This window comes from Superficieibacter sp. 1612_C1, from assembly GCF_015234305.1.
GTDB lineage: Bacteria > Pseudomonadota > Gammaproteobacteria > Enterobacterales > Enterobacteriaceae > Superficieibacter.
On record NZ_JADGMI010000002.1, the window covers coordinates 238,369 to 261,810 of the forward strand.

Here is a 23,442-nt window from a genome sequence, read left to right on the forward strand (position 1 = left end):
CCGTGTACCCCCGTTCCGGGCGCAGAGATGGCACAAAACCTGCAAGGCTTATCCGCAGCACAACACAGACAGTACATAATAAAATCACCATATTGAGGGGAATGTATGAAGAAGTCGGTCCTGGCTCTGTCTTTACTGATCGGTTTAAGCAGCGCCGCCAGCGTTTATGCCGCGCTACCGCAAACGGTGCGGATTGGCACTGATGCTACCTATGCGCCTTTTTCCTCGAAAGATGCAAAAGGGCAGTTTGTTGGTTTTGATATCGATCTGGGCAACGAAATGTGCAAACGCATTCAGGTCAAATGTACCTGGGTCGGCAGCGATTTTGATGCGCTCATTCCGTCGCTGAAAGCGAAAAAAATCGATGCGATTATCTCCTCTCTCTCCATTACGGAAAAACGCCAGCAGGAAATCGCCTTCTCTGACAAGCTCTACGCCGCCGACTCTCGCCTGATTGCCGCCAAAGGCTCGCCGATCCAGCCGACGCTGGAATCGCTGAAAGGCAAACACGTTGGCGTGCTTCAGGGCTCCACTCAGGAAGCCTATGGTAACGATCACTGGCGCAGCAAAGGTGTGGATGTCATTGCCTACGCCAACCAGGATCTGATCTATTCTGACCTCGCCGCAGGACGTCTCGACGCCGCATTACAGGATGAAGTCGCCGCCAGCGAAGGATTCCTCAAACAGCCCGCCGGGAAAGAGTTTGCCTTTGCCGGTGCCTCGGTAAAAGACAAAAAATTCTTTGGTGACGGTACGGGCGTGGGCCTGCGCAAAGATGATACCGAACTGAAAGCCGCGTTTGATAAGGCGCTGAAAGAGCTGCGTGCAGACGGCACCTACGACAAAATGGCGAAAAAGTATTTCGATTTTAACGTTTACGGCGACTAAGCCTGCAACAACGAAATCGATGATACTCCGTGCCGGCTCGCCAGCACGGAGTATTAATGGGATTTATGCATCGCGGTGGTGCGAAGCGTGCACCACCGTTGGGCATAAATGCATAGTTAAGCATTTTTAATGCGAAAAAAACGCGATAAGCGTGCAGAATATTTTGCCTTGCCGCCCCGAATAGTGGCACGATACCTGCACCTTATTTTGGCCATAAATCCCATTAGAATGACGGTTTGTCGAGGATAATTATGAAAAAGCTGGTGTTGTCTCTTTCTCTGGTTCTGGCGGTGTCCAGTGTCTCTGGCGCATTCGCCGCCCTTCCGCAAAAATTACGTATCGGTACCGATCCCACCTACGCCCCTTTTGAATCAAAAAATTCGCAGGGTGAATTGGTGGGTTTTGATATCGACCTGGCGAAAGAGCTGTGCACGCGGATCAAAACCCAGTGCACCTTTATGGAAAGCCCGCTGGATGCGCTGATCCCCTCCCTGAAAGCGAAAAAAATCGACGTCATTATGTCCTCGCTGTCGATTACCGAAAAACGCCAGCAGGAGATCGCTTTTACCGACAAACAGTATGCCGCCGACTCGCGTCTGGTGGTGAAGAAAGGGTCTGATATCACGCCAGACCTCGACAAACTTAAGGGTAAACGCGTGGGCGTACTCCAGGGAACCACCCAGGAAACCTATGGCAACGTTCACTGGGCACCGAAAGGCGTTGAGATCGTCTCCTATCAGGGCCAGGACAATATCTACGCTGACCTGACCGCCGGACGCATTGATGCGGCGTTTCAGGACGAAGTGGCAGCCAGTGAAGGCTTCCTGAAGCAACCGATCGGCCAGGATTACGCGTTCGGTGGCCCGTCGATCAAAGATGAAAAACTGTTTGGCGTGGGTACCGGTATGGGCCTGCGTAAAGAGGACAACGAACTGCGCGAGGCGCTGAATAAAGCCTTCGCCGACATGCGCGCTGACGGAACGTACGACAAACTGGCGAAAAAGTACTTCGATTTTGACGTTTACGGCGGTTAATCTCCGCCCGGACCCGGCTACTAAACGCCGGGTCCGCACCAGGACAGGAAAGACTGAATGCTGCACGGGTTTTCACAGGTAATTTTACAGGGCGCGATAGTCACGCTGGAGCTGGCCTTAAGTTCCGTGGTGCTGTCGGTGCTGATCGGCCTGATTGGCGCGGGGGCAAAGCTTTCCGGGAGTCGCCCGCTGGCGCTTCTCTTTGAAGGCTACACCACGCTGATCCGTGGCGTGCCGGATCTCGTGCTGATGCTGCTGATCTTTTACGGTCTGCAAATTGCCCTTAACAGCGTCACCGATGCGCTGGGCCTGGCGCAATTTGATATCGATCCGATGGTGGCGGGCATTATTACCCTCGGCTTTATCTATGGTGCCTACTTCACCGAAACCTTTCGCGGCGCGTTTATGGCGGTGCCGAAAGGGCATATTGAAGCGGCGACGGCGTTTGGTTTTACCGGCGGTCAGGTTTTTCGCCGTATCTTATTTCCTGCGATGATGCGCTATGCGCTGCCGGGCATCGGCAATAACTGGCAGGTGATCCTCAAGGCAACCGCGCTGGTCTCGTTACTTGGGCTGGAAGATGTGGTGAAGGCGACGCAGCTGGCGGGCAAAAGTACCTGGCAGCCGTTCTATTTCGCTATCGTCTGCGGGCTAATTTATCTGGTATTTACAACGGTTTCTAATGGTGTGCTGCTGCTGCTCGAACGCCGCTACTCCGTGGGTGTGAAGAGGGCTGACCTGTGATCGACATTATTCAGGAATACTGGCAGTCATTATTGTGGAGTGATGGCTACCGGATGACCGGCGTAGCGGTGACGCTGTGGCTGCTGATCTCCTCGGTGGTGATGGGCGGTATCCTTGCCGTGTTCCTCGCTATTGGTCGGGTCTCCAGCAATAGACTTATCCGTTATCCTATCTGGCTATTCACCTATGTGTTTCGCGGCACGCCGCTTTACGTTCAGCTACTGGTGTTCTATTCCGGCATGTATACGCTGGAAGTGGTAAAAGGCACCGAGTTACTGAATGCTTTTTTTCGTAGCGGCCTGAACTGTACGGTGCTGGCGCTGACGCTCAATACCTGCGCCTACACCACCGAGATTTTTGCCGGCGCGATTCGCTCGGTGCCGCACGGTGAAATTGAAGCGGCACGCGCGTATGGTTTTTCGACCTTCAAAATGTATCGCAGCATTATTCTGCCTTCGGCACTGCGCATTGCGCTGCCTGCGTACAGCAACGAAGTGATTTTAATGCTCCATTCAACCGCGCTGGCATTTACTGCCACGGTGCCGGATCTACTGAAAATTGCCCGCGATATCAACTCGGCGACCTATCAACCGTTCACCGCGTTCGGTATTGCGGCCGTTCTGTATTTAATGATTTCTTATGTGCTGATTAGTTTATTCCGCAAGGCGGAAAAACGCTGGTTACAGCACGTGAAACCTTCATCGACGCACTGAGAATACGATGTCTGAAAACAAATTAAACGTTATCGATCTGCACAAGCGCTACGGCGAGCATGAGGTGCTGAAAGGGGTTTCGCTGACGGCTAACGCCGGGGATGTGATTTCGATTATCGGCTCCTCAGGGTCGGGCAAGAGTACCTTTTTGCGCTGCATTAACTTTCTCGAAAAACCGAGTGAAGGCACCATTACCGTCAGCGGGCAGAATATCACCCTGGTGCGCGATAAAGACGGACAGCTTAAGGTCGCCGATAAAAATCAGCTTCGGCTGCTGCGCACGCGGCTAACTATGGTTTTTCAGCACTTTAACCTGTGGAGCCACATGACGGTGCTGGAAAACGTGATGGAAGCGCCGATTCAGGTATTAGGACTGAGTAAACAGGCCTCGCGCGAACGGGCGATGAAATACCTGGCAAAAGTGGGCATTGATGAGATGGCCCAGGGCAAGTACCCGGTGCATTTGTCGGGCGGTCAGCAGCAGCGCGTTTCCATCGCCCGTGCGCTGGCGATGGAGCCGGAGGTATTGCTGTTTGATGAGCCGACTTCTGCGCTTGACCCGGAGCTGGTGGGCGAGGTGCTGCGTATCATGCAGCAACTGGCCGAAGAGGGGAAAACCATGGTGGTAGTGACGCATGAGATGGGCTTTGCCCGCCACGTCTCCTCCCACGTCATTTTCCTCCATCAGGGCAAAATTGAGGAACAGGGCGATCCGGAGCAGTTGTTTGGCAACCCGCAGAGTCCTCGTTTGCAGCAGTTTTTGAAGGGATCGCTGAAGTAGCGGTGGTTGTTTTTCACCCTCACCCTCTCCCTGAGGGAGAGGGTGAGGGTGTAATTCCGCCCCTCTCCCTCAGGGGAAATATCACCCCGCCTGCAAAAAGTCTTCTTTCGTCAGACGAAACGCCCAGTCGTCATAATATTCATCTTTAAGCAAAAAGGCCTTTTCCAGCACCTGCACCCGATTAAAGCGCGCCTTTTCCAGCACTCGCACCGAGCCGGTATTTTCCGCCAGTACCCACGCATTTAGCGCCTCCACGTTCGCCTGGTAAAACGCGTATTCGCATACCGCCCGTAGCGCTTCGCTGGCGATACCGCGCCCCTGCATCGCCGGTAAAACGGAATAGCCCACATCCGCCTCTTCAGGATGCTGTTTGCTGATACGCAGGCCAACATCGCCTAACGCGGTATCATCGCCGTGCATACGAATGACAAAGGCATTTTTTTCCAGCAGCCGTTGCTCAAACACGCGGCGGGTATCTTCTTCTGACGCAATGCCTGCCATATAGCGCATCACGTCGTTATTCTGGCGCAAAGCGCGAAAAAAGGGCCAGTCAGATTCCTGAAAGGATGAAAGCGTAAAGCGGGGAGTCAGCAGCGTGAGCATGAATATCATCAGTCCGGTGAAACAGGCGAGTAACCATATCACCGGTCTGCGAATAAAATCATCCCTGAATCAGCGTGGCTACCCTACCAAATCCTGTAGTGCTTCCTCCAGGTCGTGCCAGCGGAAGGCAAAACCGGCGGCCTCAAGCCGCTTCGGCAGCGCGCGCTGGCCACCTAACACCAGCACTGAAGACTCGCCCATCATCAGCCTCACCACCGTGGCAGGCGCACGCAGGATGGCCGGACGATGTAGCGCATGGCCGAGGGCGTGAGCGAACTGCTCGTTGCGTACCGGGTAGGGAGAGACCATATTGAACGGGCCGCGCAGGTCGTTATCCAGCAGCCAGAGAATAGCGTTGACCATATCATCAATATGGATCCACGCCAGATATTGACGGCCATCCCCAATCGGCCCGCCTACGCCGAGACGAAAAATTGGCAGCAATTTCGCCAGCATACCGCCATGACGAGCCAGCACCGCGCCGGTTCGCAGCAGGCAGATGCGGGTTTTATCGCTTTGCGCGCCGCAGGCAATTTGCTCCCAGCGGGCACACAGTTTATGGGTAAACTCGTTATGCGGCGGTTCTTCTTCATTTACGACGACCTCGCCCAAATCGCCGTAGTAGCCAATCGCCGACCCGGAAATAAACACCTCTGGCGGCGTGTCGCTGGCGTTGATCAAATCAACCAACTGCTGAGTCATATTCCAGCGGCTAGTACACAGCCGCTGCTTCTGCGCCTCGGTCCAGCGTTTATCGGCAATCGGTTCTCCCGCCAGGTTAATCACCGCATCGATCTCATTGAGATGCGTCTGGCCTGCCAGACCTTTCCAGTACGTTACCCGATCGCTGAATCTCTGCCGCGCCTTTTCCGGATTTCGCGTGACCACGGTAACCTTATGCTTCAGTTCCAGTAAGCGCGGAATAAGGTGGCGGCCTACCAGACCGGTGCCGCCGGTAATCAGAATATTCATGCAACCTCCACAGTAGCGCTTAACGCTGCCAGCTCAGGGTCATTGATACGGCGTCGGCATAGCGCAGCGCATGAAGTTTATCGATCCTACACGGGCTGTGCCAACTGGAGCGCTTTTTCCGTCGCCGGACGATGAAGAATGCGCTGGTACCAGTTATTCACCGCCGGGTAATTATTCAAATCAATTCGCTGACGCTGAGCGGAGTGCACCCACGGCCAGCAGGCCATGTCGGCGATGCTGTAGTGTTCACCGCCAAGCCACGGCGAATGCCCCAGCCGTTTGTTAAGCACGTTATAAAGACGCTGCGTTTCGACCTGATAGCGCTCAATGGCATACGGCACCGGCTGTGGCGCAAAATGGTTAAAATGATGATTCTGTCCAAGCATCGGCCCCAGCCCGCCAACCTGCCAGAATAGCCACTGAAGCGTGGTATGACGTTCGCGCAACTCACCGCTGAGGAACTGGCCCGATTTTTCCGCCAGATACAACAGAATTTCCCCGGATTCAAACAGGCTCAACGGATCACCGCCGTCGGCAGGAGCATGGTCAACAATGGCCGGAATTTTGTTATTCGGCGAAATAGCGAGGAAATCGGGGCGAAACTGATCGCCTTTACTGATATTGACCCGAATCAACTGGTAGTCGATCCCAGCCTCTTCAAGAAAGAGCGTGATCTTATGGCCATTAGGGGTCGGGGCATAGTAGAGATCAATCATTATTTTATGCTCAGGTTTGTTCAGGTTATGAGAAAGTATAGGCGGTTGCGGTCAGGCGGGTTTTCATCAAGGCGGGAAATTGTAAAATCCCGTACTATCGGGTAATCAATGTAAGAGGAGATAACCGCGATGAAACTGATGTTTGCCTCGGATATTCATGGTTCGTTACCAGCGACGGAGCGCGTGCTGGCGCTTTTCGCGCAGAGCGATGCGCGCTGGCTGGTCATTCTGGGAGACGTGCTTAACCACGGTCCGCGCAACGCGCTGCCGGAAGGGTACGCGCCCGCTGAGGTGGCAAAGCGGCTTAATGAGCAGGCGGAACGTATTATTGCCGTGCGCGGCAATTGTGACAGCGAAGTTGACCAGATGCTGCTGACGTTTCCGATAATGGCCCCGTGGCAGCAGGTTTTAATCGCCGACCAGCGGCTTTTTCTGACCCACGGGCATCTGTTTGGGGCTGACAACCTGCCAGCGTTATCACCAGGAGATATCCTGATTTACGGCCATACGCATCTGCCAGTGGCAGAAAAACGTGACCGCATCTACCATTTTAATCCGGGCTCGGTGAGTATTCCCAAGGGCGGCAATGACGCCAGTTATGGCATGCTTGATAACAATGTTTTGCGTGTTATCGCACTCAATGATCAACGGGTTATTGCAGAAATAGCGATTAATCCGTAATTTACCCGTCAACCATAAACGCGCCTTTAGAGCGCTTGTAAGAGAAGGTTTTCTGATGGTGGAGCAGACGCATTTGGCAGGTATGGAGTGGGTGGACATTGTCAACGAGGACAATGAAGTCGTGGCACAGGCAACTCGCTCGCAAATGCGCGCGCAGTGCCTGCGTCATCGTGCGACCTATATTGTCGTCCACGATGGAATGGGCAAAATTCTGGTGCAGCGCCGCACCGAAAACAAAGACTTTATGCCCGGTATGCTGGATGCCACCGCAGGCGGCGTGGTGCAGGCCGATGAAGGCATGCTGGAATCCGCGCGTCGGGAAGCAGAAGAAGAGCTGGGCATTGCCGGCGTGCCGTTTGCCGAGCATGGTCAGTTCTACTTCGAAGACAAACACTGCCGCGTCTGGGGTGGCCTGTTTAGCTGTGTCTCACACGGTCCTTTTGCGTTACAGGAAGAGGAAGTCAGCGAAGTGAGCTGGATGGAGCCGGCGGAAATTACCGCCCGCTGTGATGAATTCACTCCGGATTCATTAAAAGCGCTGGCGCTGTGGATGACGCGCAACGCCAATAATGAGGCATCGAAACTGGAAGTCGCGGAGTAAGGTTAACAGCTATCACGCAGGCAAAGCTTCGAAGCAATCGGTGCTTTGCTTTTCCACGTTTCATCATTCAGGCGCGCCAGCAGTGCGCGTCCTGCTTCAACCCCAATCTGTCGGTGCGGCACGGAGATCGTCGTCAACGGCGGCTGGCAGACCCGGCTAACGTCGCTATCACCAAAGCCTACAATCGCCAGATCGTCCGGCACTTTTATTCGTCTGCGCTGGCATTCGTACAGCGCGCCGCAGGCCAGTTCGTCTGATACACACACCAGCGCATCCAGCTCCGGCCAGGCAAGAATAAACTCCGGTAACTGGGCCGCGCCGGTTGAGAACGTCGGCGGGGCCGCCGCATTAATCACCCGGTTCGGTGACATATGGTGGCGCAGCATCGCTTTATACCAACCCTGAAGGTGCTGCTGAAAGATCCACTGTTCCTGATTAGCGCACAGCAGACCAATGTTCTGGTAGCCGCGTTCAATCAGCGTCTGCGTAAGTTCAAACATTGCCGCCACGTTATCAATGCCAATATTCATATCAATAGGATCGGCACTTACCGCGCCAATTTCCATCACCGGAATAGTGGCGTTTTTTAACCATTGCCGCACGGTTTCGCTGTGCTCAACGCTTAACAGAATGGCTGCGGCAAGATTGGAGGCCAGCAGGGTCTCCAGCAGTTTCTCCTCCTGCTCCAGGCGGTGCTGAGACTCCGCAAGCATGATCTGATATCCGGCAGGCTGTAGCACCTGCTGTAAGCCAGCAAACATTTCCGAGCAGCCGGACTCCGCCAGATTCGGCACTACCATGGCGATAGTCCACGACGAAGCAGAGGCCAGAGCGCTGGCGGCCAGGTTTGGCATATAGCCAAGCTCATGAACCGCCGCCTCAATCTTCTCACGTAGTTTGTCTGAAACCTGCTCCGGTGTGCGGATCGCCCGCGATACGGTCATAGTCCCTACGCCCGCAAGCTGGGCAACATCTGCCAGCGTGACCTTACCGGTATTTCGCCGTTTTCGGGTGATAGCCATTCTGTTTCCTGCGTAACCTCAATGAACTTATACGCTTTTTCGTTTTGTTTGCGCGCGTTTGAGATCGTTAGTATACGCCTGATAACCTCATCTTTGATGCGATTTCAGGCAATGATTGTAATTTGATAGCGCTATCACACTTTTGATAAAGGCTTTTTGATAGCGCTATCTTTGTGACTGTTATCACAGCTAACGGTGATTTCCTCGCATACAGTTTGTTCACCTTTTCAGCAAGTGAGGAAAGCGTAATGCTCGAAAAATGGCTTACGGATAGCACCATACATACGCTTGAGCGCGTCGATCACTGGACGCAGGCGCTGGAGATCTGTGCGCAGCCGCTGCTTGAGGCGAAGGTGATCACGCCCGATTACGTCACGGCGATCGTTCAGCAGCACCAAACGCTCGGTCCTTACTTTGTATTAGCACCCGGGCTTGCCATGCCGCATGCACGCCCCGAAGAGGGGGCGCGGGGCATGGGGTTATCATTACTGAAATTACATCAGGGGGTTTCATTTGAAGCCGGAGAATTTGATCCGGTCGATCTGATTATTATGCTGGCAGCGCCGGATAAGCATAGCCATATTGACATGATCGCCGCGCTGGCAGAATTATTTTCCAGCGAGTCTGAAATGGAAAAATTACACAAGGCAAATCATCCAGAGGAGATAAAAGCCATTATTTACGCATTCTGAATTTCGCGTCATAACACAATAACTCAGTTATTGACAAATCAGGTGGTCGCCCCGTGTTCCACGGGCGGTTTGTTATCAGCCTCAATAATTCCATTATGTTGCCAGACATGATGCGCATGTACTCTACTCAAAATAAGGTGAAATAATGAAAATCATGGCGATTTGTGGTTCCGGACTTGGTAGTAGTTTTATGGTCGAGATGAATATCAAAAAAGTGCTCAAGAAGCTGAATATCGACGCTGAAGTTGAACACTCGGATTTATCTTCAGCGACGCCCGGTGCGGCGGATCTGTTTGTCATGGCCAAAGACATAGCCGATAGCGCCAGCGTGCCCGCCAGTCAACTCGTGGTCATCAATAACATTATTGACATCAATGAACTGGAAGCGAAGCTCAGTGCTTACTTCGACCAACGGTAACTCACTATAAAGCGAGGTGGATATGTTTATCCTTGAAACGCTAAATTTTGTCGTTGATATATTGAAAGTACCCTCGGTGCTGGTAGGGCTTATTGCTTTAATTGGCCTGGTTGCGCAGAAAAAATCGTTTTCGGACGTTGTAAAAGGCACCGTTAAAACTATTCTCGGTTTTATTGTGCTGGGTGGCGGGGCAACCGTGTTAGTCGGTTCACTTAATCCACTGGGAGGAATGTTTGAACATGCGTTCACGATTCAGGGGATTATTCCAAATAATGAAGCGATAGTCTCTATTGCGCTGGAAAAATACGGTGCCTCTACCGCACTTATTATGGCGTTTGGGATGGTGGCGAATATTATTGTCGCCCGATTTACGCGTCTCAAATACATTTTTTTAACCGGTCATCACACCTTTTATATGGCCTGTATGATTGGCGTGATCCTGACGGTTGCCGGGTTTGAGGGTATCGGTCTGGTATTCACCGGTTCGTTGATCCTCGGGCTGGTCATGGCCTTCTTCCCCGCGCTGGCACAGCGTTATATGAAACGTATTACCGGCAATGATGATATTGCTTTCGGTCATTTTGGCACCCTGGGCTATGTGCTTTCAGGCTGGATTGGCAGCGTTTGCGGTAAAAACTCCCGTTCTACGGAAGAGATGAACCTGCCGAAAAACCTCAGCTTCCTGCGCGACAGTTCTATCTCTATTTCGCTAACCATGATGATCATCTATTTGATTATGGCGGTCTGTGCCGGGCGCGAGTATGTAGAAAGCCAGTTTAGCGGCGGACAAAACTACCTGGTCTACGCCATTATCATGGCGATCACCTTCGCAGCGGGCGTCTTTATTATTCTTCAGGGCGTGCGTCTCATTCTTGCGGAAATCGTACCGGCATTTACCGGCTTTTCGGAAAAGCTGGTGCCTAATGCCCGCCCGGCGCTGGATTGCCCGGTGGTCTACCCGTATGCGCCGAATGCGGTATTGATCGGTTTTTTGTTCAGCTTCCTGGGCGGACTGGTGGGATTGTTCCTTCTCGGCCAGATGAAACTGGTGCTGATCCTGCCAGGCGTAGTCCCTCACTTTTTTACCGGCGCAACGGCAGGTGTTTTTGGTAACGCTACCGGAGGCAGACGTGGCGCGATGTTGGGCGCGTTTGCTAATGGCCTGCTGATTACCTTCCTCCCGGTACTACTGCTGCCTGTACTGGGCGCACTGGGCTTTGCCAATACCACCTTTTCCGACGCCGACTTTGGCGTAATAGGGATTGTGCTGGGCAACCTGGCGCGCTATCTGCCGCCGCTGGCGATTACGGGCGTCGTCGTGGCGCTATTCGCCGTGCTGGTTATCTATAACATTCTGGCGAAAAACCGTTCCGCCGGTAATCCTGGGCACACCAATACCGGAGAAAAGTTATGAGTAATATCAAAGAGCTGACAAAACTGGCGCGCGATATCCGCCTCGCTACGCTGAAATCGTTAACGACGCTGGGATTTGGTCATTACGGCGGCAGCATGTCGGTGGTCGAAACGCTGGCGGTGCTGTACGGCGACGTAATGAATATCGATCCGGCCGATCCTGACTGGCCGCAACGTGACTACTTTGTTCTGTCGAAAGGGCATGCCGGGCCAGCGCTATATAGCACGCTGGCAATCAAAGGCTATTTTCCGGTCGAAGAACTACAGACGCTTAATCAAAATGGCACCCGGCTGCCGAGCCACCCTGACCGCCTCAAAACCCGCGGCGTGGATGCCACCACCGGTTCACTGGGACAGGGCATTTCCATCGCTGGCGGGATGGCGCTGTCGCATAAGCTTGCCGGGCGCGATAACCGCGTTTTCTGCATCGTGGGGGATGGTGAGTTAAATGAAGGACAATGCTGGGAGGCGTTTCAGTTTATCTCACATCACTGCCTGAATAATCTGACCATTTTTATCGACTGGAATAAGCAGCAGCTCGATGGTGAGCTGGATGAAATCATCTGTGCTTTTGATCTTGAAGAGAAGTTCCGCGCCTTCGGCTACGACGTCTGCAAGGTGAAAGGCGACGATATTGCCGGTTTGCTGGAAGTGGTAAAACCGCGCCCGCAGGCAACAGATCGCCCGCGCGTGGTGATCCTTGACAGTATTAAAGGGCAGGGGGTGCCGTATCTGGAACAGTTAGGCAATTCCCACCATCTGCGCCTGACGGACGAGATGACGCAGGAAATTACCCGCACCATTGAACAACTGGAGGCCGCGCATGATTAAGGTTGCACCCATCGGGGAAAAAGACAGTATTGAAATGCGTAAGGTCTACGCAGGCTTTGTCAGCGAGCAGATTGAGGCGGGTAGCGAGATCATCGCCCTTGAAGCGGATTTGATGAGTTCCATGGCGATGGACGGCGTGCATAAAAAATATCCGCAGCAGGTGATTAATTGCGGGATTATGGAAGCGAATGTGATTGGCACCGCGGCTGGTCTGGCGCTGACCGGACGCAAACCTTTTGTGCATACTTTCACCGCGTTTGCCAGTCGCCGCTGTTTCGACCAGCTCTTTATGTCGCTCGATTATCAGCGTAATAACGTTAAAGTTATCGCCTCTGACTCTGGTGTGACCGCCTGTCATAACGGCGGTACACATATGTCGTTTGAAGATATGGGCATTGTGCGCGGGCTGGCAAACTCCATCGTGCTGGAAGTGACCGATGCGGTGATGTTTGACAACATCCTTCACCAGCTTATAGCGCTTGATGGTTTTTATTGGGTACGCACCATCCGTAAGCAGGCAGCGAAAATTTACGCCGAAGGATCGGTCTTTACGATTGGCAAAGGCAACGTGCTGCGTGAAGGCAATGACATTACGCTCATCGCCAACGGCATTATGGTTACCGAAGCGCTGAAGGCTGCGCAGATACTGGAGGTGGAGGGCGTGAGCGCTGCGGTTATTGATATGTTCACCCTCAAACCGATTGACCGCATGCTGGTGAAAAATTACGCCGAGAAAACCGGTCGCATCGTGACCTGTGAGAATCACAGTATTCATAATGGCCTCGGCTCAGCGGTGGCAGAAGTGCTGGTGGAAAACAGCCCGGTTCCGATGCGTCGCGTCGGCGTTAAAGAGCGCTATGGACAGGTGGGAACGCAGGACTTTTTACAGCAGGAATATGAGCTTACGGCAGAGCATATCGTGAAGGCGGCGAGAGAACTCCTGTAATATCAGCATCGCCGGGCAGGCCGCCCGGCGATGCTTTTCCATCAATGATATCCCATCAACTGCGCGCCAATCACCACCACGCTGGACATAATAAACAGCAGCCCCAGCAGCGTCGCGCCCACCTTAAGCCAGTGGCGAAAATCGACCCGGCAAACGCCCAGCGTTGCCATCAGCGAGGCGGACGTCGGGTAGATAATATGGCTAAAGCCGTCGCCAAACTGGAACGCCAGCACCGTCACCTGACGATTAACCCCCACCAGATCGCCGAGCGGTGCCAGCAGCGGCATGGTCAGCGCCGCCTGACCCGATCCCGAAGTGACAAAGAAGTTAAACACGGCCTGGAACAGCAGCATAAACCAGGCGGCCACGGCATTGTTCAGCCCGCTGATACCCTGCGCGATAGCGTGGAGCAGGGTGTTCAGCACGCTGGCATCGCCCGCTTCGCCATTGCCGATGAGCAGTAAAATTCCTTTTGCGAAGCCTACCAGCAGCGCCGGGGCAATCATCATCCTCGCACCTTCAGTAAAGGAGGAGGCCATGATATTCACCGTCATACCATTCAGGCGGAAAACCACGCCAATAATGCCGATAACGACGCCCATAGTGAAAAACTGACTGGCGATCTCAGGGATAAACCAGGCGTTAACCACGACGCCCCAGATCACCCAAATGATGACTGCCGTCAGCACCAGCAGCACCAGCCAGTCGCCGAACGTGAAGGCGCGCTGGACGATATCCTCCTGCTTTTCGCGGAAGTAGCGATCGGATCCATGTACTCTCGACAGGTGCGGATTTTTCTTCACTCGGGCCGCATAGCCCAGGGTAAACACCAGCCCGATAAGCGTGGAAACCACCCAGACGACAATACGCAGCCCGGAGCCGGAAAGCACCGGCACACCGGCGATACCCTGCGCAACCACCACGCAAAACGGGTTCATCCACGAGCTGGCAAAGCCAATCTGGGTCGCAATATAGGTGACCAGCACCGTGGTAATGCTGTCATAGCCCAGCCGCACCATCAGCGGGGCGATAATAATGGCGAACGCCACCGCCTCCTCGCCCATGCCAAACACCGCGCCGCCGAGGGAAAACAGAATAAACAGCACCGGAATGAATAACACTTCATTGCCGTGCGTATGGCGGATCAGCGCCATAATGCCGTTATCAATCGTGCCGGTACGCATGACGATGCCAAACGCGCCGCCAATCACCAGCATAAACATAATAATGCCGACGGCGGTGCCGAATTTAGAGCCGGAGGTTAAGCCTTCAAAGGGAAAATTCATCAGGCCGGGGCGTTCTTCGCCGGTCGTAAAGAGCTGAACGCGGTGATACTGCGCTTCTCCCGCCTCATTGGTCAGGATACGAAATGAGTGCGGATCAACAACGTGGCGGGTTTTGGTTTGTCCATCAACCTGATACTGCACCTCCTGACTATCAAACAGGCCGACCGGAATAACCCAGGTCGCCAGACTGGTCAGGATGGCGACGAAGAAGATGATGACCAGCGTGTCGGGCATTGCCCATTTTCTGCCGGGTTGAGCATTATGTATAGCGGACATAGCAAACTATCCCTGTTGCAAGGCAAGGGCATAAGTATGCGAATAGTGGAATAGTTATTCAATCTTGCGTTACGGATAGGGGCGAAATTCGGAATTTATAAAGGCCAGTGCTATTTTTAGCAGTTGCGGTGATGTCGTGGGAGCGTATTTTAAAAGGTTATGCTGAAAATTGTGCATAACGACGAAAAGGAATCACCGCATGCAGTCTGCGATTCAGCTAACCCCTGAACAAACGTTTGATTTTCTCCTTAACGTTGCCATCACCCGTCCTGTGTTTCTGTGGGGCGCGCCGGGGATTGGTAAAAGTGCGCTGGTACGGCGTTTTGCCGATGAAGTGGGGATGGAGTGCGTCTCCCTGCTCGGAAGCCAGCTGGCCCCGGAAGATCTTCTCGGTATCCCGCAAATTGATGGCCAATGTTCACGTTTTTATCCGCCCGCGAATATCGTGCGCCACAAACCCTTTGTGCTGTTTCTTGATGAACTTAATGCCTCATCGCATGAAATCCAGAAAGCGTTCTATTCCCTGATCCTTGAGCAGCGTATCGGTGAATACCGCCTGCCGGAAGGCACGGTGGTCATTGGTGCCGGGAACCGGGCGAAGGACGCCGCGATTGTTAAACCGATGCCATCGGCGCTGATTAACCGTATGGTACACGTTCACTTGCGTGCCGATCATCGCCAGTGGCTGCACTGGGCGATTAACGACGCCGGGCTTCATCCGTGGGTGGTAGAATATATCCAGCTGCGCCCGGATCAGCTCTGGAATGAACCACCAAAACACGAGGAGCCTTTTTCCACGCCGCGTAGCTGGCATATGTTATCGGATGCGCTGTTCTCCTTCGGTGAAGATATCCCGGTGGAAATGCTTGAGGCGCTGATTTACGGGCTGCTTTCTCCAGCACACGCAGGCAGCTTCAAAGGCTTTGTTAAGCAAATCCGCCAGAAGCATACGGTCACGGCGATTTTAAAAGGTGACGCGGTGTGGCCGGACGATCCTGCCGATCGCGACGTGCTCTATTTTCTGGCCCAGTCATTCCGCTCCCATCTCTATAAAGATCTGCCGGTTGACGATCAATCCCTGCGCAGCGAGCATAAACGGCTGGCGGTGCAGGCGAAAGATTGCCTGAAAACCCTGGCGCGCATTAGCGTGGAGATTGCCCAGTCGGTGATGAGCGAGGATGAAAACGGCAAAAAATTACCTGCCTGGTTTTTGATTGAGGTAGCGCGCGATCTGCCTCGTCTGGCGGCACGGGCAAAATCGTCATGAGTAAAACGGTGCGCAATCCGGCGCTTGAGGCGTGCAAGGCGGGCATTGCCATCGTGGCGAAACATCCGCTGTTTGCGCCGATGTGGTCGCGGGTGTATGAACGTTTTGACCATGACCGTACCTACGTCTCTTCAAAGGGGTGGTTAAATATCGGCAACGATGGCTATTTGTGGCTCAACGCAAAGCGTCATGCCACGCCTGAGCAGTGGGCGCGCATGATCGCCCAGGCGCTGTCGGCCCTCGGCTTTGGTCTGATCCGCGACCCTGCGCCAACGCCCGCGCTGCAATGGGAGCTGGCGGTGCTGATTGCGATGATGCGTTTTTGCGACGAACTGAAAATCGGCCCGTTGCCGGAAGAATTGCAATCTTTTCCCTTTCCGCAGGGAAACCACGCGGACGCCGACGCGCTTTTCCGCCAGATGCGGGAAGAGGGCATCGCAGAGGAACTGTATCAGTGGCATATGCGCTACTGCGGCGGTGAACAAAGCTGCTTTCATTTTTCCTCGCCGAAGAAATACTATTCTTCGCCTCCCGACTGGAAAATGCTGCTGGCCGACGGACTGAGCAATAGCGTGAGCCTGGCGCTGGAGCAGGCGGGGGGCTATCAGCCCTCCGATCACAGCCAGTACAAAATGAGCGCGGCGCAGAAAGCGCGCCAGCACATTATGACGCTTTATCCGCTGTTGGGTGCGCTGGCTGCCAGTTTTGATATCGAAGAGGACGGCCAGCTTTGCAGCCAGTATGACATTGCCGTGGCGGCTATTGATGTCAGCATCGGCAAGATCTGGATCAACCCTCACGCTCGTCTGAAGCATGATGAGCTGGTGTTCGTCTTCGCACATGAACTGTTGCATGCGGGGCTGAACCATGCCTCGCGCCGTCGCGGGCGTGATGCCGAACTGTGGAACGTCGCCTGCGATTTTATTATTAACGACTGGCTGATCCAGATGCAGGTCGGCACGCCACCAGAACTGGGGCTGCTTTACGATCCCCAGTTCAGCATGATGTCGGCGGAAGAGATCTACGATGCGCTGGCGCAGAATATGCGCCAGTCGCGCAAGTTAATCACCCTGCGCGGGCGTGCCGGGGGCGACATCCTCATGGAGGAAAACGAAAGCCGGTTTACCGATGCCGAAGCCTGGTGTCGGCGGGCGCTCTATCAGGGGCTGGACCGCTGCCTGTACGCACCAACGCGCGGAACGCTGCCGGCAGGTCTTATCGAAGAGATCCGCAGTCTGGCCCAGCCGCCGGTTCCCTGGGATGTGGCGCTGGCGGAGTGGTTTGACGAGCATTTTCCGCCGCCGGAACAGCGGCGCAGCTACGCCCGGCCCTCGCGTCGCCAGAGCGCCACGCCCTCTATTCCGCGTCCGGCGGTGATAAAGCCCTCTGAAGAGGAGCGCCGTTCGCGGGTCTTTGGCGTGGTGCTGGACACCTCAGGCTCAATGGACCCGCAGCTGCTGGGCAAAGCGCTGGGGGCGATTGCCAGCTACTCGCTGGCGCGGGAGGTTTTTGCGGTGCGTTTTATCTGCTGTGACGCCAGAGCGTACGATCGCGGCTGGGTGCCGCCGGAGCAGCTTTTGCATCACTTCACCCTTCAGGGGCGCGGCGGTACCGTGCTACAGCCGGGAATAGATATGCTCAACGCGCTGGCGATGAAAGGCGATTTCCCCAAAGGCGGGCCGGTGCTGGTGATCACCGACGGCTACTGTGAAGATCGGATAAGCGTGGCAATGGAACATGCGTGGCTGTTGCCGCAGGGGCGGCGCTTGCCTTTTGTGCCGCGCGGGAAGGTGTTTCAGTTGAGTTAGAACAATTTGATCATCGCCCGAATATCCACGGATGGTTTGCTTTTTTGTTGAAAAACCTGTTGTTGCATATTTTATACGCCGTTTTGCCGGGTGGCGGCTTCGCCTTACCCGGCCTGGGTACATCTTCAATATCAACGGGTTACTCTCAATCCCCGGTATAACGTTGGTCAAAAAAAAGGCCGCAACGTTTACCGCTGCGGCCTTTTTTAATAAGCAGGCTTACTGCTGCTGGGAAGACTGGATCGCGGTCAGAGCGATGGTATAGACGATATCGTCTACCAGCGCGCCACGCGACAGGTCGTTCACCGGCTTGCGCATGCCTTGCAGCATCGGCCCGATGGAGATCAGGTCGGCAGAACGCTGTACCGCTTTGTAGGTGGTGTTACCGGTGTTCAGATCCGGGAAGATGAACACGGTAGCGCGACCCGCAACCGGGGAGTTCGGCGCTTTGGACTTCGCGACGTCAGCCATTACCGCAGCGTCATACTGCAACGGACCGTCGATCATCAGGTCAGGACGTTTTTCCTGCGCCAGACGGGTCGCTTCGCGTACTTTCTCTACATCGCTACCTGCACCAGAGTTGCCGGTGGAGTAGGAGAGCATCGCCACGCGCGGCTCGATACCAAAGGCAATCGCGGAATCCGCAGACTGGATAGCGATTTCGGCCAGCTGTTCAGCGGTCGGATCCGGGTTAATCGCGCAGTCACCGTAAACATAAACCTGTTCCGGCAGGAGCATGAAGAATACGGAAGAGACCAGTGAACTTCCCGGTGCGGTTTTGATCAGCTGCAACGGCGGACGGATGGTGTTCGCCGTGGTGTGAACGGCACCGGAAACCAGACCGTCAACTTCGTCCTGTTCCAGCATCAGGGTGCCGAGAACCACGTTGTCTTCCAGCTGTTCGCGGGCAACGGCTTCGGTCATGCCTTTGCTCTTACGCAGCTCAACCAGGCGAGCAACGTAGCTTTCACGAACCACATCCGGATCGACGATTTCAATGCCAGCGCCCAGTTCTACACCCTGAGCAGCGGCAACGCGGGTGATTTCATCCGGGTTACCCAGCAGCACGCAGGTGGCGATGCCACGTTCGGCACAGATAGCGGCGGCTTTAACGGTACGCGGCTCGTCGCCTTCCGGCAGCACCACGCGTTTGCCCGCTTTGCGCGCCAGCTCGGTCAGCTGATAGCGGAATGCCGGCGGAGACAGGCGACGGCTGCGTTCTGACGTTGCGGTCAGAGACTCAATCCAGTCGGCGTTAATGTAGCTGGCAACGTATTCCTGCACTTTCTCAATACGCTCATGGTCATCAACCGGTACTTCCAGGTTGAAGCTTTGCAGGCTCAGCGAGGTCTGCCAGGTGTTGGTGTTGACCATGAATACCGGCAGGCCGGTGGCAAACGCGCGTTCGCACAGCTTGCCGACGCGCGGGTCCATTTCGTAGGCACCGGTCAGCAGGATAGCCCCAATCTCAACGCCGTTCATGGCGGCCAGACAGGCGGCAACCAGCACGTCAGGACGGTCAGCGGAGGTCACCAGCAGTGAGCCCGGGCGGAAGTGTTCCAGCATGTGCGGGATGCTGCGCGCGCAGAAGGTCACGGACTTCACGCGGCGGGTATTGATGTCGCCTTCGTTAACGATGGTCGCATTCAGGTGACGCGCCATATCGATAGCACGGGTAGCGATCAGGTCGAAGCTCCACGGCACCGCGCCCAGCACCGGCAGAGAGCCGTGAAGCTGAGCCGGATCGATTTTCACGATCTGCGCTTTGGTGGAATCATCAAAAATTTCTGACAGATCAGGACGGGTACGGCCCTGATCATCAACCGGCGCATTCAGTTTGTTGACGATAACGCCGGTGATGCTGGCATTTTTCGCGCCGCCGAAGCTACTGCGGGTCAGCTCAATACGCTCTTTCAGCTGTTCCGGGGTATCGGTACCCTGAGACATCACGAACACGATTTCCGCGTTCAGCGTTTTGGCGATTTCGTAGTTCAGTGACTGGGCAAACTGATGTTTACGCGTCGGCACCAGACCTTCAACCAGCACGACTTCAGCGTCTTTGCTGCTTTCGTGGTAGTTGGCGATGATCTCTTCCATCAGCACATCTTTCTGATTGCTGGAGAGCAGAGATTCAACGTGGCTCATTTTCAGCGGTTCAGCCGCTGGCAGGCCAGAGTTTGTACGCACGATAGTGGTGGTCTGGTCAGGCGCATCGCCACCGGCACGCGGTTGCGCGATAGGTTTGAACACGCTCAGGCGCACACCTTTACGTTCCATAGCGCGGATCACGCCGAGGCTGACGCTGGTCAGGCCGACGCTGGTTCCGGTCGGGATCAGCATAATAATACGGGACACGGTTTATCCTCTTTCGTTACCACCCGGTTTGGGCGGGAGATAAAACAGCACCGCCAGCGTTGGCTGGCGGTGAGGTGAATCAGGCAGTCAGACGGCTGGCGTCTTGCGCGATGACCAGTTCTTCGTTAGTCGGGATCACCACCGCAGGGCGGGTGCCTTCCTTGTTGATGAAACCGGTGTTGCCGAAGCGGGCAGCCAGGTTGCGCTCGTGGTCAACTTCAAAGCCCAGTACGCCCAGACGGCCCAGGGACAGTTCACGCACCATCGCAGCATTTTCACCGATACCACCAGTGAAGACGACGGCGTCCAGACGACCATCCATCAGCGCGGTGTAGGAGCCGATGTACTTCGCCAGACGGTGACAGTAAACGTCCATTGCACGTTTCGCGTCTTCTTTAGTCTGGTAGTTGTCTTCGACATAACGACAGTCGCTGGTCACTTCGGTCAGACCCAGCAGGCCGGACTCTTTGGTCAGCATCTTGTTGATCTGTTCGATGCTCATACCCAGGGTGTCATGCAGATGGAAAATAATTGCCGGGTCGATATCACCAGAACGGGTACCCATCACCAGACCTTCCAGCGGGGTCAGACCCATAGACGTATCTACGCATTTACCGTTACGGATAGCCGACACAGAACCACCGTTGCCCAGATGGCAGGTGATGATGTTCAGTTCTTCTACCGGTTTGTTCAGCAGTTTTGCCGCTTCCTGAGTCACGTAGAAGTGGCTGGTGCCGTGTGCGCCGTAACGACGAACGCCGTGTTCTTTATACAGGCTGTACGGCAGGGCGTAGAGGTAAGACTCTTCCGGCATCGTCTGATGGAACGCGGTGTCGAATACGGCCACGTTCTTATCTTTCAGATTCGGGAAGGATTTCAGCGCTTCAGCGATACCGATCAGGTGCGCCGGGTTGTGCAGCGGTGCAAAAGAGGCGGAATCTTTGATACCCTGAATTACCGACTCGTCGATCACCACGGAACGGGTATATTTTTCGCCACCGTGAACGATGCGGTGGCCAATCGCGGTCAACTGAGCGGACAGTTCTGGTTTTTGTGCCAGAATAGTATTAACGATAAAGTTCAGCGCTTCACTGTGAGCGGCACCTGCACCTAAAGCCGCTTCTTGTTTACCGCCGTCCATTTTCCATTTGATGCGTGCTTCCGGCAGATGGAAACATTCGGCTAAACCAGAAATGTACTCGTCACCGTTGACTGCATCAATGATTGCAAATTTCAGTGAGGAGCTACCGCAGTTCAGAACCAGTACTAACTTACTCGACATGGAAGTACCTATTTATGATACGTGGCTAAAAAAACGTCAGGAGTCTAAAGCGTAGCGCATGACGACGCTGACATTTATGATTAACATCATGCTCAAATCGCTTTTCGGGCACGATGGAAGAAATTCATTTGAGTCTATGTCATTTTGCATAATTTTCAGCCAATGGCAGACTATGCGACAATTTGACAAGCCCGGGAATGAGGACTAAGCCATCTCAGGCGGGCACAGGATACCTGATACCGGGGTCCCGTGACAAAATGTTTTGAACGATGCCGTACGCAGTTGTTGTTTTGCACAAATTTTTTAATTTTTATATGTGAAGTTGAGGTAGAGCCATGTCGACACCAGAAATCAGCCCGTCGGGATTCTTCAGCCATTTTCGTCGGGGCCAGCACTACGCAAAGACGTGGCCGATGGAAAAACGCCTCGCGCCGGTGTTTGTTGAAAACCGGGCCATCCGTGCGACGCGTTTCGGGATCCGTATTATGCCGCCCGTTGCGATATTTACCCTTTGCTGGCAAATCGCGCTCGGCGGACAGCTGGGGCCTGCGGTTGCTACGGCCATCTTTGCCATCAGCCTGCCAATGCAGGGACTCTGGTGGCTGGGTAAACGGTCAGTCACGCCGCTCCCTCCTTCTATTTTAAACTGGTTTTATGAAGTGCGCGGGAAACTTCAGGAAGCAGGGCAGGCGCTCGCGCCGGTTGAGGGAAAACCCGATTACCAGGCATTAGCTGACACGCTTAAGCGCGCCTTCAAACAACTGGATAAAACTTTCCTCGATGATTTGTAATTACCCCCCAATTACGCATATAAAAGAAGGCACATAAATAATGTGCCTCTTTTTTTAACGCCGTGAAGTGCTAAAGGAGTCAGAAATGGAAATGACCAACGCTCAACGCCTGATTTTGTCTAATCAGTACAAAATGATGACCATGCTCGACCCGGACAATGCCGAACGCTATCGTCGCCTGCAAACCATCATTGAGCGTGGCTACGGCCTGCAAATGCGCGAGCTGGATCGTGAATTCGGCCAGCTCACTGAAGAAACCTGCCGTTCCATCATCGATATTATGGAGATGTACCACGCGCTGCGCGTCTCCTGGGACAATCTCAAAGATAAAGACACCATCGACGAGCGTCGCGTGACCTTCCTCGGCTTTGATGCGGCAACTGAAGCGCGCTACCTCAGCTACGTCCGTTTTATGGTCAATACCGAAGGCCGCTATACCCATTTCGACGCGGGGACTCACGGTTTCAATGCGCAAACCCCGATGTGGGAAAAATATCAGCGCATGCTGAGCGCCTGGCATAACTGCCCGCGCCAGTATCATTTAAGCAGTAACGAGATTAACCAAATTATCAATGCCTGAGGGAGACTGCTGTGCTTTGCAAAGGATTTCTGTTTGATCTGGACGGGACGCTGGTCGATTCGCTTCCCGTGGTGGAAAGATCGTGGTGCCAGTGGGCCGATCGGTTTGGCATCAGCCATGATGAAATACTGAATTACATTCATGGTAAGCAGGCGATCACCTCCCTGCGTCACTTTCTGGCGGGAAGGCCGGAAGAAGAAATTCTTGCTGAATTTACCCTTCTTGAACGCATCGAAGCCACCGACACCGACGGTATTGTCGCGTTACCGGGGGCGCTGGAGCTGCTGAAGACGCTTGAGCAAAACCATATTCCGTGGGCCATTGTGACCTCAGGCTCCATCCCCGTTGCCCATGCGCGTCATAAAGCGGCGGGTTTACCGATGCCAGAGGTGTTTGTCACCGCCGAACGCGTGACGCGCGGTAAGCCGGAGCCGGATGCCTATCTGCTTGGTGCCGAGCTGCTGGGGCTGGCTCCCCAGGACTGCATGGTGGTGGAAGATGCTGCCGCTGGCGTGCTTTCTGGCCTCGCCGCCGGATGTCACGTGATGGCGGTAAACGTTCCCCAGGATATGCCACGACTGAATGAAGTCGATTTTAATCTCAACACGCTTGCCAACGTTATCGCTCAAAAACAACCCGATGGTACGGTCAGGGTAACCATTAACGCCTGATCTCATGATATAGCCCCGCTTCTGCGGGGCTTTTTTATGGCACTATAAGAATTCCCCTGGGCTGACAAGGA

Annotated in this window: 24 protein-coding genes and 1 pseudogene; 17 read left to right on the forward strand and 8 right to left on the reverse strand. The window is 54.4% G+C overall.

The window, feature by feature from the left end:
* The first annotated feature begins 105 nt into the window (after nucleotides 1–105).
* The 5 genes from argT to hisP all read left to right on the forward strand — a co-directional run bounded on the left by argT (nucleotide 106) and on the right by hisP (nucleotide 4,160).
* Nucleotides 106–888 (forward strand): lysine/arginine/ornithine ABC transporter substrate-binding protein ArgT, encoded by a 783-nt coding sequence (argT, locus tag INT84_RS07435; protein ID WP_176920318.1) that lies wholly within the window; start codon nucleotides 106–108, stop codon nucleotides 886–888.
* A 251-nt stretch (nucleotides 889–1,139) separates the two neighbouring features.
* Nucleotides 1,140–1,922 (forward strand): histidine ABC transporter substrate-binding protein HisJ, encoded by a 783-nt coding sequence (gene hisJ, locus INT84_RS07440; protein ID WP_194206291.1) that lies wholly within the window; start codon nucleotides 1,140–1,142, stop codon nucleotides 1,920–1,922.
* Between the two features lie 57 nt (nucleotides 1,923–1,979).
* A complete protein-coding gene (locus tag INT84_RS07445; RefSeq protein WP_176920320.1) occupies nucleotides 1,980–2,666 on the forward strand; it encodes a histidine ABC transporter permease HisQ in 687 nt (228 codons plus the stop codon).
* A complete protein-coding gene (locus INT84_RS07450; protein WP_194206292.1) occupies nucleotides 2,663–3,379 on the forward strand; it encodes an ABC transporter permease in 717 nt (238 codons plus the stop codon). The genes INT84_RS07445 and INT84_RS07450 overlap by 4 nt, the downstream gene beginning before the upstream one ends.
* 7 nt (nucleotides 3,380–3,386) lie before the next feature.
* Nucleotides 3,387–4,160 (forward strand): histidine ABC transporter ATP-binding protein HisP, encoded by a 774-nt coding sequence (hisP, locus tag INT84_RS07455; RefSeq protein ID WP_176920322.1) that lies wholly within the window; start codon nucleotides 3,387–3,389, stop codon nucleotides 4,158–4,160.
* Between the two features lie 81 nt (nucleotides 4,161–4,241).
* Here the strand turns inward: hisP and INT84_RS07460 are convergent, their stop codons facing one another.
* From INT84_RS07460 to yfcG, 4 genes and pseudogenes are all read right to left on the reverse strand, one after another.
* Entirely contained in the window at nucleotides 4,242–4,763 is a 522-nt protein-coding gene (locus tag INT84_RS07460; protein ID WP_194206293.1) for a GNAT family N-acetyltransferase, read from the reverse strand.
* Between the two features lie 78 nt (nucleotides 4,764–4,841).
* The gene (locus INT84_RS07465; RefSeq protein WP_194206294.1) at nucleotides 4,842–5,735 is read right to left on the reverse strand and encodes a TIGR01777 family oxidoreductase; all 894 of its coding nucleotides are present in this window, start codon (nucleotides 5,733–5,735) and stop codon (nucleotides 4,842–4,844) included.
* 19 nt (nucleotides 5,736–5,754) lie between these two features.
* Nucleotides 5,755–5,823: pseudogene (gene folX, locus INT84_RS07470) on the reverse strand (dihydroneopterin triphosphate 2'-epimerase); the annotation flags it as partial.
* Nucleotides 5,822–6,451 carry a GSH-dependent disulfide bond oxidoreductase gene (gene yfcG / locus INT84_RS07475; RefSeq protein ID WP_194206295.1) on the reverse strand — a complete coding sequence of 210 codons (630 nt, stop codon included), beginning with the start codon at nucleotides 6,449–6,451 and terminating at the stop codon, nucleotides 5,822–5,824. The pseudogene folX and the gene yfcG, both read right to left, overlap by 2 nt.
* 129 nt (nucleotides 6,452–6,580) lie before the next feature.
* On the opposite strand from yfcG, the gene yfcE reads away from it, so the two are divergent.
* Together yfcE and yfcD are read left to right on the forward strand one after the other, a co-directional pair.
* Nucleotides 6,581–7,132: a phosphodiesterase gene (gene yfcE, locus INT84_RS07480; RefSeq protein ID WP_176920326.1), complete on the forward strand. Its 552-nt coding sequence runs from the start codon at nucleotides 6,581–6,583 to the stop codon at nucleotides 7,130–7,132.
* A 55-nt stretch (nucleotides 7,133–7,187) separates the two neighbouring features.
* On the forward strand, nucleotides 7,188–7,733 hold the full coding sequence (gene yfcD, locus INT84_RS07485) for an NUDIX hydrolase YfcD (protein ID WP_194206296.1): 546 nt from the start codon (nucleotides 7,188–7,190) through the stop codon (nucleotides 7,731–7,733).
* Between the two features lie 2 nt (nucleotides 7,734–7,735).
* On the opposite strand, the gene INT84_RS07490 is transcribed toward yfcD, so the two are convergent.
* Nucleotides 7,736–8,755: a LacI family DNA-binding transcriptional regulator gene (locus INT84_RS07490; protein WP_194206297.1), complete on the reverse strand. Its 1,020-nt coding sequence runs from the start codon at nucleotides 8,753–8,755 to the stop codon at nucleotides 7,736–7,738.
* A gap of 248 nt (nucleotides 8,756–9,003) precedes the next feature.
* Here INT84_RS07490 and INT84_RS07495 point away from each other — a divergent pair, with 248 nt between their 5' ends.
* The 5 genes from INT84_RS07495 (at nucleotide 9,004) to INT84_RS07515 (ending at nucleotide 13,055) form a co-directional block, all read left to right on the forward strand.
* Nucleotides 9,004–9,447: a PTS sugar transporter subunit IIA gene (locus tag INT84_RS07495; protein ID WP_194206298.1), complete on the forward strand. Its 444-nt coding sequence runs from the start codon at nucleotides 9,004–9,006 to the stop codon at nucleotides 9,445–9,447.
* A gap of 145 nt (nucleotides 9,448–9,592) precedes the next feature.
* A complete protein-coding gene (locus INT84_RS07500; protein WP_103674391.1) occupies nucleotides 9,593–9,865 on the forward strand; it encodes a PTS sugar transporter subunit IIB in 273 nt (90 codons plus the stop codon).
* Between the two features lie 22 nt (nucleotides 9,866–9,887).
* A complete protein-coding gene (locus INT84_RS07505; RefSeq protein WP_194206299.1) occupies nucleotides 9,888–11,279 on the forward strand; it encodes a PTS ascorbate transporter subunit IIC in 1,392 nt (463 codons plus the stop codon).
* Nucleotides 11,276–12,109, forward strand: a complete 834-nt coding sequence (locus INT84_RS07510) for a transketolase (protein ID WP_176920331.1) — start codon at nucleotides 11,276–11,278, stop codon at nucleotides 12,107–12,109. The genes INT84_RS07505 and INT84_RS07510 overlap by 4 nt, the downstream gene beginning before the upstream one ends.
* The gene (locus INT84_RS07515; protein ID WP_194206300.1) at nucleotides 12,102–13,055 is read left to right on the forward strand and encodes a transketolase family protein; all 954 of its coding nucleotides are present in this window, start codon (nucleotides 12,102–12,104) and stop codon (nucleotides 13,053–13,055) included. The genes INT84_RS07510 and INT84_RS07515 overlap by 8 nt, the downstream gene beginning before the upstream one ends.
* A gap of 41 nt (nucleotides 13,056–13,096) precedes the next feature.
* On the opposite strand, the gene yfcC is transcribed toward INT84_RS07515, so the two are convergent.
* A complete protein-coding gene (gene yfcC, locus INT84_RS07520; RefSeq protein ID WP_370529658.1) occupies nucleotides 13,097–14,575 on the reverse strand; it encodes a putative basic amino acid antiporter YfcC in 1,479 nt (492 codons plus the stop codon).
* Nucleotides 14,576–14,816: 241 nt separating this feature from the next.
* On the opposite strand from yfcC, the gene INT84_RS07525 reads away from it, so the two are divergent.
* Nucleotides 14,817–15,884 (forward strand): AAA family ATPase, encoded by a 1,068-nt coding sequence (locus INT84_RS07525; RefSeq protein WP_194206302.1) that lies wholly within the window; start codon nucleotides 14,817–14,819, stop codon nucleotides 15,882–15,884.
* Nucleotides 15,881–17,692 (forward strand): peptidase, encoded by a 1,812-nt coding sequence (locus INT84_RS07530; RefSeq protein ID WP_194206303.1) that lies wholly within the window; start codon nucleotides 15,881–15,883, stop codon nucleotides 17,690–17,692. Before INT84_RS07525 ends, INT84_RS07530 begins: the two co-directional genes overlap by 4 nt.
* Before the next feature lie 219 nt (nucleotides 17,693–17,911).
* Here the strand turns inward: INT84_RS07530 and pta are convergent, their stop codons facing one another.
* Nucleotides 17,912–20,047 (reverse strand): phosphate acetyltransferase, encoded by a 2,136-nt coding sequence (gene pta / locus INT84_RS07535; RefSeq protein ID WP_194206304.1) that lies wholly within the window; start codon nucleotides 20,045–20,047, stop codon nucleotides 17,912–17,914.
* A gap of 79 nt (nucleotides 20,048–20,126) precedes the next feature.
* On the reverse strand, nucleotides 20,127–21,329 hold the full coding sequence (ackA, locus tag INT84_RS07540; protein ID WP_194206305.1) for an acetate kinase: 1,203 nt from the start codon (nucleotides 21,327–21,329) through the stop codon (nucleotides 20,127–20,129).
* Nucleotides 21,330–21,664: 335 nt separating this feature from the next.
* Here ackA and yfbV point away from each other — a divergent pair, with 335 nt between their 5' ends.
* From yfbV to INT84_RS07555, 3 genes are all read left to right on the forward strand, one after another.
* The gene (yfbV, locus tag INT84_RS07545; RefSeq protein ID WP_176920338.1) at nucleotides 21,665–22,120 is read left to right on the forward strand and encodes a terminus macrodomain insulation protein YfbV; all 456 of its coding nucleotides are present in this window, start codon (nucleotides 21,665–21,667) and stop codon (nucleotides 22,118–22,120) included.
* An 85-nt stretch (nucleotides 22,121–22,205) separates the two neighbouring features.
* Nucleotides 22,206–22,700 carry a YfbU family protein gene (locus tag INT84_RS07550; protein ID WP_176920339.1) on the forward strand — a complete coding sequence of 165 codons (495 nt, stop codon included), beginning with the start codon at nucleotides 22,206–22,208 and terminating at the stop codon, nucleotides 22,698–22,700.
* Nucleotides 22,701–22,711: 11 nt separating this feature from the next.
* Complete coding sequence (locus INT84_RS07555; protein ID WP_194206306.1) at nucleotides 22,712–23,371, forward strand: sugar phosphatase; 660 nt, start codon at nucleotides 22,712–22,714, stop codon at nucleotides 23,369–23,371.
* The last annotated feature ends 71 nt before the right edge of the window (nucleotides 23,372–23,442 follow it).